The sequence below is a fragment of the Paenibacillus tritici genome (assembly GCF_018207515.1).
Classification (GTDB): Bacteria; Bacillota; Bacilli; order Paenibacillales; family Paenibacillaceae; genus Paenibacillus_AQ; species Paenibacillus_AQ tritici.
Window position 1 is genome coordinate 2,846,300 of sequence record NZ_CP073365.1, and the last position, 11,625, is coordinate 2,857,924.

Genomic DNA, 11,625 nt, shown 5'->3' on the forward strand with positions numbered 1-11,625 from the left:
GCGCTCTCCTCCTGGCAGGTTACCGGAGTTAATGAATCTCGCGGAATTCGCCCGGCGTGATTCCTTCGGATTCCATGAATTTTTTGTTGAAGTAGCTGATTCCCGGATATCCCGAGAGGATGGCAACCTCTTTAATAGACATAGAGGGATGTCCTAACAACAATTGCTTGCTGGTCTGAATCCGGCACTTGGTAATATAGGAGACCGGTGTCATTCTCGTTGCTTTCTTAAACAGACTGCAGAAATAATTGGGCGTCAGCCCTGCCTTCCCGGCCCACAATTCCAGCTCGAATGGAAGGTGGGCTTTTTTTTGCATCTCAGGCAACAGTTCGGTTATTTTGTCCAAATGATTGGTGCTCCGGTACGATGAGAACGGAAGTGAATTGCTAACAAATTCGATCAGCACGCTATAGGTTAAGGTGGAGATCCGGGAGGGGCGCAAGAAATTATAGTGTTCAATTTCATGAAATAAATCATCGAACGCTGACTGTAGCAGAGAAGCATTCTTCAGAGTCCAGATCGACGACCCAGAATATCGGTTCTCCAGAAAGTAAGCCGGGAGGGCATGACCGTTAAACTGAATCCAGAATATATTCCACGGGTCCTCTTCGGAGCAGTAATAACGCATACGGTCATGCGGGAAATGAAGAAAAGCATCACCTGCTCCGAGCGTGAAGGTTCGATCCTCTATTTCAATGACCCCGCTTCCATTGGCGATATAATGCAAACTGAAATCTCTGACTCCATTCGGCCGGTTCACATTGTGGTCGTCCGGCCGGATGAAGTTGCCCAGGGAATGCGGAAAGCAGAAAAAACGGAATTCCGATAAATTGGGTAAATAATACGTTCGCATGTTATTGCCGTTCCACCTTTCCCTAGCACGCCAAATCTTAATATAGTTTTAGTAATAGTATAATAATATTATTTCGTCAAGGGTTTTGGAGAATTATAATGGTATGAATAATATAATTTTGTCTTAAGAGAGTGGCGCCGGATATATAAAAATGACAACGCTTTCTAGAAAATATCAGCTTACGCTGACGTCCCCGGGAAGGCTAAACTACAGATAAAGGAGGAACGAATATGCAGCTTGAGAGCAACGTAACCGGTCCGCTGACCTACCGGGGCCAAGTATGGAAGCGATTCAAAAAACAAAAAGTGCTTCATTTATTTGTCGGGTTTGGCTTGATATTTCTGGCGGTTTTTTCTTATACGCCGATGTTCGGTATTCTGATGGCGTTCAAAGACTACAGCATTTCCGACGGCATCAAGGGCATTTTTACAAGTGATTGGGTGGGGCTGAGGTATTTCGACGAATTTATCCATGATTATCAGTTCGGTAAGATCGTCAGGAATACACTTGTGCTCAGCTTCTTAAAGGTGATTTTTGCTTTTCCTGCTCCTATTATACTGGCAATCCTTCTGAACGAAGTGAAGAGTATGCCGTTCAAGCGATTTGTCCAGACCATCAGCTATTTGCCGCATTTTATCTCCTGGGTTGTGGTTGTGGGAGTCTCCTATGCGTTTCTGTCCGCAGACATCGGTCTTGTGAATAGAGCACTGTTGGAAGCCGGGTTCATTGACCAGCCGCTTAATATTCTGACAAGTCCCAATTATTTCTGGGGCCTGGCTGTGGGGAGTGCGATATGGAAAGAAATGGGCTGGTGGACGATTATTTTTCTGGCGGCCATTACAGGCATCAATCCTTCTCTCTATGAAGCCGCTGAGATTGACGGGGCAGGAAGGCTGGCCCGCATCCGCCATATTACACTGCCGGGGATGAAGGGGACCATCGTCGTAGTGCTGCTTCTGACCATCGGCAGCATTCTGGGGGGCGGGCTGGTAGGCTCCAACTTTGAGCAGGCATATCTGCTGGGAAACAGTATCAATAATCCTACCTCGGAGATTGTGCAGACCTATGCGTTCAAGGTTGGGTTAAGCGACGGCCGGTTCTCGTATGCAAGCGCAATTGATTTGATCCAGTCAGTAATCTCGGTTATTTTGATTTTCTCCAGCAACTTCATTGCGAAACGGGTGTCAGGCTCAAGTCTATTTTAGGGAAAGGAGGGCAAACGTGCTCAAGAATCAAAAACAAAAAGATCTAGTGATGGACAGTACGGTTTATTTGCTTCTTTCCATCATTGCGCTTGTCATGCTATATCCGTTCTATTATGTATTAATCGCTTCGTTTAACAAGGGATCAGATACACTGCTGGGCGGAATGTATTTATGGCCCCGGAGTGTAACCTTCGAGAACTACAGGATTTTTCTGGAGGACCCCAAATGGGTTAAGGCGTTCCTGGTTACCGTGGCCCGGACGGTCTCGGGTACTGCGCTCGGACTGCTGCTCACCAGTCTGGTAGCCTACGCGCTGTCTCACCGGGATCTGCTGTTCAGCAAATTTTATTTCACCTTGATTATATTTGCGATGTATTTCTCCGGAGGTCTGATTCCGTATTACGTGGTGCTCCGCTCGTTAGGCCTGCTGAATTCGTTCGGTGTCTACATTGTCCCATCTATGCTGAATACATTCTTTCTGCTCATTGCCATCTCGTTCTTTCGGGAAATTCCCGGGGAATTGAAGGAGTCCGCCCATATGGACGGCGCAGGCGAATTCGTTATTTACTTCCGGATCATCCTGCCGGTCTCGATGCCGCTGCTTGCCACAATGGCGCTGTTCATGGGTGTGGGCCAATGGAACTCCTGGCTTGATTCCGCTTATTTCGTACAGTCCGAGAATCTCAGGACGCTTACGTTCCGCATGATGGAAGTGATCAATCAGAGCAACTCCCCGATGGATTCGCTTACTGTGGCGAACCGGCCAAGCTCCGGGGTTACCAGCTTTTCCTTGCAGGTGACTTCGATGGTCGTATCCATCTTGCCGATCATCTGTGTCTATCCGTTCCTGCAAAAATATTTTGTACACGGGATTATGCTCGGTTCTGTGAAAGGCTGAGGAATAAGCTGAGATTGAAAAAGATAACTACAACGAAGCTGGGAGAGATAGGAATTGCTTAGAGAAAATCTGGATCGAAACTGGGAGTTTGAACACGGAAAACCGTTCCACATTCATCGCAGGGAGAGTGAACAACCGAGGATCGTTCATCTGCCGCATGACTTCACGATTGAAACGGACACCTGGGCGGATGCGCCTGGAGGGAGAGCCACAGGCTATTACGGCGGAGGCATTGGAACTTACACCAAGATGCTGGACATACCGGAAGAGGCGGAGGGACAAAGGGTCGTGGTCGAGTTCGACGGCGCTTATATGAACACCACTGTGGTGCTGAACGGCCATACTGTGACCAAGCATCATTATGGATATACGCCATTTCATGCCGACCTTACTCCCTATATCCGGCCGGGCCGGGCGAACCGGCTCGCGGTTACGGTGAATAACGCCGCACAGCCTAACTCCCGCTGGTATACGGGTTCGGGCCTCTACCGTCATGTTGATCTGCTGACCAGTCCTAAGCTGCACATCGTTCCTTGGGGAATATACGCCCATACCTCGCATATCGTCAACGGCACAGCCTTTGTCATTGTGGAGACCACGGTAGAGAATCATTCGGATACCCCTGCCAGTGTGTGGGTGGACCTTAAGCTGGAGAAGGAATCCGGCGGTTCTGAAGCGGGAAGCGGCAGAGTGCAGGTCTATGTCCCTGGGGCAGGGAAAACCGTGGGCAGGGTGACGGTCGCTGTTAACAACGCCGAATTATGGGACATTGATTCACCGAAGCTGTACCGGATTACCGCTTGTCTGAACAGCCGCGAGCGACAGTATGACAGTGACAGTACTTTATTCGGCATCCGTACACTCACCGTAGATATGCAGAACGGTCTAATGCTGAACGGACGCACCGTCAAACTGAAAGGCGGCTGTGTGCACCATGATCACGGGATTCTCGGAGCCGCTTCCTACAGGGACAGCGAGTACCGCAAAATGAAGCTGCACAAGGACAACGGATATAATGCCATTCGCTGCGCTCATAATCCGCCGTCAAGGGATATGCTGGATGCCTGTGACCGGCTGGGCCTGCTCGTTATGAATGAAGCCTTCGATATGTGGACGATGGACAAGAACCCGCATGATTACAGCTTATATTTTGAGGAGAACTGGAAGTCTGACATAGAGGCCTTTATTGTACGGGACCGCAATCATCCCAGTATTATCATGTGGTCGACAGGCAATGAAGTCAACGAGCGCGGGGGATTATCCGGCGGATACGAATGGGCTGCCCGATTGGCGGCATGGGTAAGGGAGCTGGACCCGACCCGTCCGGTGACCAACGCGGTATGCACATTCTTCAGCGGGCTGGAGGACGAGGATCAGGAAAGGTTCTATGAGGATCTCAAGAATCCCCCCAAAGAGTCGGCCGGCTTCGTCAACTTTGATACGGAGTTCGGCAAGCAGGTGTGGGATGGATACACCGAAGCCTTCTGCGCTCCGCTGGATATTGTCGGATACAATTATCTGATTCACCAATTCGGCGCCGCTGCCGGCAACTATCCGAACCGGGTGATTTGCTCGACCGAGAGCATAGCCAGAGATATGGATCAATATTGGGAAGGCGTGGAGCGTCATCCTTATATTATAGGAGATTTCAACTGGACCAGCTTCGATTATATCGGGGAAGCGGGCCTGGGCAAGACGTTGTATACGGAAGCGGAGCAGGCGGATGAACAACGCAAAAAATTGCATGAGTCCCCGTATCCTTGGCGCCTGTCTTATGACGCGGATTTCGATCTGTGCGGCTTCGCACGCCCCCAGCTTGCTTACCGGCGGATTGTCTGGGGCTCAGACGAGACCTTCATCGCCTCACACCGTCCTGAAAATCACGGCAAAACCGAGCTGCTGAGCGGATGGGGATGGACGGAATGCGAGCATGGTTGGAGCTGGAGCGGGTATGAAGGAGAACCCGTTACTGTCGAAGTCTATTCGGCGGCGGAGGAAGTTGAACTGATTCTGAACGGTAAAAGCCTGGGAAGGCAGCCCGCAGGCAAGGTTAACCGCTTCAAGGCACGTTTTGTGCTCTCCTTTACACCCGGAACCTTGGAAGCTGTGAGTTATACCGGAGGCAGACAAGGTTCAAGCGATGTGCTTCATTCCACTGGAGTACCGGCGGGAATCCGGATTGTTCCGGAGACAAAAGAGCTTGCGGCAGATGGACAATCGCTCTGTTACGCGGTTGTTGAAATAATAGACGCAGCCGGTAATTGTGTGCCGGAAGCCTCACTTGTGGCGTCTGCCCGGGTAGAAGGTGCGGCTACGCTGGCTGCCTTCGGCACCGGCAGACCACAGACGGCTGAGAATTACACGGCAGGCCGCTTCACTTCCTTCAAAGGCAGACTGCTGGCCATTGTACGTGCAGGATATGAGCCGGGGATCTCTACACTCACAGTCAGCGTGGGCGGGCTGGAGCCGGTAAGTCTTGAGATACCTGTAAATGAATGATACGGAGGGATTCGATTGAAAAAGACAAAAAGCTATAAGACGCTTGCGGCGACAATGGCGGTAACCTTGGCCCTGGGACTGCTGTCCGCCTGCGGCGGAGGCAACAGTGAAGGCGCTAAGCCGGAGGAAGCGGCTGCAACGGCCTCAGCCGGAGGCGTGAAGGAATTGTCCTTATTCATTGATTTTCCCTGGTGGGCAACCAAGGAATGGACAGGGCCGATCGCAGAGAAAATTACCGAGAAGACAGGCGTTAAGCTAAATGTAACCGTAGCCACAGATGATAAGCAGCTCCCGCTGATGATTGCTTCGGGCGATTTGCCGGATCTGGTGTTCACCTCCAGCAACGTGAGCCGCATGTCGGATGCCAAGCTGTCGTATTCCTGGAATGAGCTGATCAAACAGTATGCGCCGGACTTCAAGCTTGATGCGACACGAACTGCAATCAATACGATGGATGACGGCAACTTCTATACGGTTCGCAATGCCTTCGCCACCCAGGAGGAAATGGCGGGGAATAAATATGCGCTCGGCGGAGACGGCAATCCGGGGATCGCGGTCCGGGAAGACATTCTGAAGGAGCTGGGTAATCCGCCGATCCAGTCGCTGGACGACTTCGTGAAGGTGCTGGGCATGGTCAAGCAGAAGAAGCCTGACCTGGTGCCGCTGATCATGGACAAAAACTGGATCGAGCAATATTTCCTCCAGCAGTTCGGTGCAGAGGCGTTGTTCGACAATTGGTATGAACAAAACGGGAAAGTGGATTATTACATCAGACAGCCGCAAATGCTGGAGTTCTTCAAATTCATGAACAGCCTGTACCGCAACGGGTACCTTCTGGCCGAGAACTTTGCATTTGCGAATGATCAGATTGACGAGCAGTACGCGACCAGCGGCAAAGCGTTCGCCCATGGCCACACGGTGGGCACGGCGGATACGGACAACAGTGCTATCCAGAACAACAAGGGCGCGTTCACCTTCAAGATGCTGCCAAGCGCCTTGACGAAGGAAGCCAAAAAGGTGAGTACGGGTCTGGGCTTCGCAGGCACTTTTGTCACCAAGAAGAATAAAGACCCTGAGGCTTCGATCAAGCTTCTCCAGTACCTGGCCAGCGACGAGGGACGGAAGCTGACGATGTTCGGGGTGGAAGGCGAGCATTGGACTTGGAACGAAGAGGGGCATCCCGATCTGAAGTACGATTCGTCCGATGCGGACTTCATGAATGCCAACGGCATTGGCTGGTGGGTGCTGTACAACGACGGCATTATGGAAGGCTTGAGGGGATTTGTGCCAGGCAAGCAGAAGACACAGGCGCTGATGGAGACGAAGGCAATCACGACCTACAAGCCGCAGCTTGGCCTGATTCAGACCCAACCGGATTCTGCGGAGAAGACGCTCAAGACGAAGATTGATGAGATGATCAAAAATGAAAAGGTCAAGATATACCTGGCGAAATCTGAAGCGGAAGCAGTAGCAAATTACGAAAATCTGGTGAAGACTGCCGAAGGCCTGGGCTTGCAGCAACTGGTGGATTGGGCCAACGACACCTATCAGAAGAAGAAAGATTTGTTCAAGTAAGCAAGGACCGGTAGAGGCTAGAGGCCTCTACCTTATTTTGCTTTTTACAGTGCATATGGAAAAAAGATAGCAGAGAGGCGGAACAGACATGAGAGTATTGATTGTAGACGATGAGCTGCTGATTCTTAACGGGCTGGTGAAGATTATCGGTAGTGCGGCACCGCTCGGGACAGAGATATTCAAGGCGAACGATGCTTTTGAGGCATTGGACCTGATGCGGGACTTCATGCCGGATGTGACGGTTACGGATCTTCATATGCCCGAGATGAACGGATTTGAACTGATGGAGATGGCCAGAGAGAGCGGGCTGTGCGACCGGTTCATCATCCTGACGGGCTACGATGAATTTGAATATGTACGCAGAGCGCTCCGAGCAGGAGTAGTGGATTATCTGTTGAAGCCGATCGACAAGAATGAGATTGCCGTTCTGCTGGAGCAGGTCGAACAGGAGCTTCCCTCTGAAGCCGATCCGGAGTACTACGGCCATGCCAAGCGCATCCTGGCGTATACCAAAACCCATTATATGAATGATCTGTCACTGGACCATCTGGCCGAATTGATGGATCTTCATCCGAAATACATCAGCAGCCTGTTCAAAAAAGTGACAGGCGATACATTTATAAATTATTTGAATACCTTTCGCATTAAGGAAGCCCAAAAGCTGCTCAGGTTCCATGGCCGGTTATCCGTGAACGCTATCGGAAAGAAGGTGGGGTTCGAGGACAAACACTATTTCAACAAAGTGTTCAAGAAGTATACAGGAATTACGCCTGGCGCTTACCGTGAACAGGGCAAACTGGAGGCTCCTGCGAGCGAAGAAGGAACAGTTGGGGCTGGAAGGCCGGAGCTCCAGGATAAGCGGAGTTAAAGTACTGCATTAGGTATTGTGTCAATGCCGGATAAGTGAAGTAAAAATGTGAGCGTTGTCAATAAATAGGCGTCTCCCCCATAATGAAAGCGTAACCAAAAAAAATCAACACTAATTGAACTGGGGGTTGACTATGAACACAGGTACAAGGAAGGGTCCGGCAGGGCTGAAAAGCACTTCAATTCTGCTCCTGTCTGCACTGCTGTTGTCCGCTTGCTCGGGCAAGCTGGAATCCGGTAACGGCGGCAAGGAAGCGGCAGCCGGCAATGATCCGAAGGCAAGCGCATCCGTCGATGAGAGCCCGCTCGGGAAATATGATCCTCCGATTGAACTATCGTTCGTCAGAGACCTCAGCGATGTGGTAGAGAATAACGTGCTTGGTGTGCTGAAGGATGAGACGATTGATAACAACCGCTGGACCAAGTTGTACGAGGATCAGCTCGGAATCAAGATCAAGTATAACTGGATTGTGAAGGGCAACCAGACCTCGGATCAATATCTGCAGAAGATCAATGTCACACTGGCCTCCGGCGACTTGCCGGATGTGACTCCGGTCAACGCCACACAGCTCAAGCAACTGGCCGATTCCGACCAGATCGAGGATATGACGGCGTTATATGAAAAGTATGCCTCCCCGTTCACCAAAAAAGTGCTCGCGGGGGAAGGGACGAGTGTATTCGACGCAGCAACCTTCGACGGGAAGCTGATGGCGATTCCGAGCCTGGAATCCTCCATTGAACGGTCGATGTACATCTGGATACGTACCGACTGGCTGGAGAAGCTGGGACTCCAGCCGCCGAAGACCATGGCGGATGTGCTTGCGATCTCCGAAGCCTTCGTGGAGAAGGACCCGGACGGGAACGGCAAGAAGGATACGATCGGCCTTGGCATCACCAAGGATCTGTGGGGAGGGGCCATGGGGCTGGAAGGCTTCATGGCCGGGTACAACGCTTACCCGAATATCTGGGTGGATGACGGCAGCGGCAAGCTGGTCTATGGCAGCATTCAGCCTGAAGTGAAGCAAGCGCTCCAGGTGCTCCAGGATATGGCCAAGAAGGGACAGCTCGACCAGGAGTTCGGGGTCAAGGACGGCGGCAAGGTCTCCGAGATGATCTCCGCAGGCAAGATCGGGATGGAGTACGGCGAGCAATGGAATTCCATCTGGCCGCTGCAGCTTAACCGTGACAATGATCCCAAGGCGCAGTGGCAGGCCTTCCCGATTGTCTCGGAATCGGGCGATACGCCGAAGGTGCCGCTGAAATTCAGCACCACCCGCTTCTTCGCGGTCAAGAAGGGAGCCACGAACCCTGAAGCCGTAATCAAAATGTTCAATCTGCATGTGGAGAAGAACTGGGGCGAGACAGCCGAATTCGATAAGTACTATGCACCGCCGGAAGCGGAGAGTGTCTGGCAGTTGTCCCCGGTTACACCGTATCCGGTAACGAAGAACGTAGACGCCTTCCGTGAGATTGATGCTGCCCGCAAGGCCGGTGATTTCTCTACCCTGAAAGGCGAAGCCAAGACGATCCAAGGGAAGCTGGAGTCCTATGCTTCAGGTTCAACGGAAGGCTTCTCTCTATGGGGCTGGGAGCGGATCTATGGCGAGCAAGGCTCCATGGGAATCGCCGACCAGTACATCAAGAATGACCAGTTCCTGCAGGAGAAATTCGTCGGCGCTCCGACACCGACCATGGTCGAGCGCAAAACGACGCTTGAAAAGCAGCAGAATGAAATGTTCGTCAAAATTATTTTAGGTGATCCTATCGACAAGTTCGACCAGTTTGTGAAGGATTGGCAGAAGCTGGGCGGGGATCAGATTACACAAGAGGTCAATGAATGGTACGAATCGACTAAGAAATGATGTGCCCCGGAGGATAACGATGAGAGCAAAACTGCGAAAAGAACTGCCGCTTCATTTGATGCTTGTGCCGGGACTGGTCATGATTATTCTGTTCTCCTACGTGCCCATGGCCGGTGTTGTGATTGCCTTTCAGAAGTTCATTCCGGCCAAGGGGCTGTTCGGAGATCAGAAGTGGATTGGCCTGGATAACTTCGAATATGTGATGAATCTGCCTAGCTTCACACAGGTCTTGTGGAATACGCTGTTTATTTCGAGTCTCAAGCTGATTCTGGGTCTGATTATTCCGCTTGTATTCGCAATACTGCTGAACGAGCTGACCAGTAATTGGATCAAAAGGTCCGTGCAGACCGCGATCTATCTGCCTTATTTTCTGTCCTGGGTCGTGCTTGGGGGGATATTGATTGATATTCTGTCCCCCTCGGGCGGGATCGTGAATGAATTTCTGGGATGGTTCGGCGTCTCCAAGATCTTTTTCCTGGGCGACAATGACTGGTTCCCCTTCACACTGATCACTTCGGATGTCTGGAAGAACTTCGGCTACGGTACCATTGTGTATCTGGCGGCGATTACAGGAATTGATCCGGGACTGTATGAAGCAGCTACCATTGACGGCGCTAACCGCTGGCACAAAACCTGGCATATCACCATTCCGGGCATACGCATGGTTATCGTCCTGCTGTCGGTGCTCAGTCTGGGGCAGCTGCTGAATGCGGGATTCGATCAGGTCTTTAATCTCTACAGTCCGCAGGTCTATGAGAGCGGGGATATCCTGGACACCTTTGTCTACCGGATTGGTCTGCTCGACGCACAGTACGGAGTGGCGACCGCTGTCGGCTTCTTTAAGTCGGTCATCTCGCTCACCTTAATTTCCAGCTCCTATTTCCTGGCTTACCGATTTGCCAAATACCGGATCTTTTAGAGGAGGGAGTACCCATGGAGCAACGGCTTACGCCTAAGCAGGCGGAATGGACTCCCATTCGCCCCAAGAAACGCCTGGACTGGATTGCGGTGCTGAATGCAACCTTTCTAATTCTGATTTCACTGCTGTGTATATTGCCTCTGATTCATATTGTAGCGGTATCCTTCAGCTCAAGTGCGGCGGCTTCCGCAGGGTATGTCAGGCTCTGGCCGGTAGACTTCACGCTGGCTTCCTATATGTATACGATGAGCCGGACTGAATTCTGGCAGTCGATGCTTGTCTCGCTGACGCGAATCGGCATCGGAACTCCGCTGAATCTGCTTTTGACCATTCTGGTGGCGTATCCATTATCCAAAGAATCACATGCCCTGCGGTTCCGCAGCGTGTATGCCTGGGCTTTTTTCGTTACCATGCTGTTCAACGGGGGACTGATCCCCTGGTATACGACCATTAAAGAGTACGGCTTGCTCGACTCGATCTGGGCGCTTGTGCTGCCCGGTGCGGTTCCGGTGTTCAGTGTGGTGCTGCTGCTGAACTTCTTCCGGGAGATTCCGAAGGAGCTTGAAGAAGCGGCGCTTATTGATGGAGCCGGGCATTTCCGGACGGTGTGGTCCATCTTTGTACCGATTTCCAAGCCTGCGCTCGCTACACTTGCCTTATTCTCGATGGTCGAGCACTGGAATAGCTGGTTTGACGGCTTGCTGCTCATGGGGAATCCGGCCAATTATCCGCTCCAGAGCTATATTCAGACGATTGTCATCCAGCAAAATCTGTCGAACATGTCACGTGACGCGATGCTGGACCTGGCGCTGATCTCGGACCGGACGCTCAAATCCTCCCAGATCTTCCTCGGCTCCCTGCCGATTATCCTGGCATATCCGTTCCTGCAGAAGTACTTCGTGAAAGGGATCGTACTCGGCAGTGTCAAAGGCTGACCTCAGAGAAGT

9 protein-coding genes are annotated in these 11,625 nt (G+C 51.6%); 8 read left to right on the top strand and 1 reads right to left on the bottom strand.

Annotation, left to right across the window (positions count from 1 at the left end; translation table 11 throughout):
* Positions 1-28 precede the first annotated feature (28 nt).
* On the bottom strand, positions 29-853 hold the full coding sequence (locus KDC22_RS11910) for a helix-turn-helix transcriptional regulator (protein WP_211723166.1): 825 nt from the start codon (positions 851-853) through the stop codon (positions 29-31).
* Positions 854-1,083: 230 nt separating this feature from the next.
* Here KDC22_RS11910 and KDC22_RS11915 point away from each other — a divergent pair, with 230 nt between their 5' ends.
* The 8 genes from KDC22_RS11915 (at position 1,084) to KDC22_RS11950 (ending at position 11,613) form a co-directional block, all read left to right on the top strand.
* Entirely contained in the window at positions 1,084-2,058 is a 975-nt protein-coding gene (locus KDC22_RS11915; protein ID WP_211723167.1) for an ABC transporter permease, read from the top strand.
* 16 nt (positions 2,059-2,074) lie between these two features.
* The gene (locus tag KDC22_RS11920; RefSeq protein WP_246553497.1) at positions 2,075-2,956 is read left to right on the top strand and encodes a carbohydrate ABC transporter permease; all 882 of its coding nucleotides are present in this window, start codon (positions 2,075-2,077) and stop codon (positions 2,954-2,956) included.
* A 54-nt stretch (positions 2,957-3,010) separates the two neighbouring features.
* The gene (locus KDC22_RS11925) at positions 3,011-5,455 is read left to right on the top strand and encodes a glycoside hydrolase family 2 TIM barrel-domain containing protein (RefSeq protein ID WP_211723168.1); all 2,445 of its coding nucleotides are present in this window, start codon (positions 3,011-3,013) and stop codon (positions 5,453-5,455) included.
* A 15-nt stretch (positions 5,456-5,470) separates the two neighbouring features.
* A complete protein-coding gene (locus tag KDC22_RS11930; protein ID WP_246553499.1) occupies positions 5,471-7,030 on the top strand; it encodes a type 2 periplasmic-binding domain-containing protein in 1,560 nt (519 codons plus the stop codon).
* 88 nt (positions 7,031-7,118) lie between these two features.
* A complete protein-coding gene (locus tag KDC22_RS11935; protein WP_211723169.1) occupies positions 7,119-7,898 on the top strand; it encodes a response regulator transcription factor in 780 nt (259 codons plus the stop codon).
* Between the two features lie 133 nt (positions 7,899-8,031).
* Positions 8,032-9,759, top strand: coding sequence for an extracellular solute-binding protein (locus KDC22_RS11940; RefSeq protein WP_211723170.1), 1,728 nt, complete (start codon positions 8,032-8,034; stop codon positions 9,757-9,759).
* Between the two features lie 19 nt (positions 9,760-9,778).
* Positions 9,779-10,678, top strand: a complete 900-nt coding sequence (locus KDC22_RS11945; protein ID WP_211723171.1) for an ABC transporter permease — start codon at positions 9,779-9,781, stop codon at positions 10,676-10,678.
* A 14-nt stretch (positions 10,679-10,692) separates the two neighbouring features.
* Positions 10,693-11,613 (top strand): carbohydrate ABC transporter permease, encoded by a 921-nt coding sequence (locus KDC22_RS11950; protein ID WP_173137593.1) that lies wholly within the window; start codon positions 10,693-10,695, stop codon positions 11,611-11,613.
* Positions 11,614-11,625 lie beyond the last annotated feature (12 nt).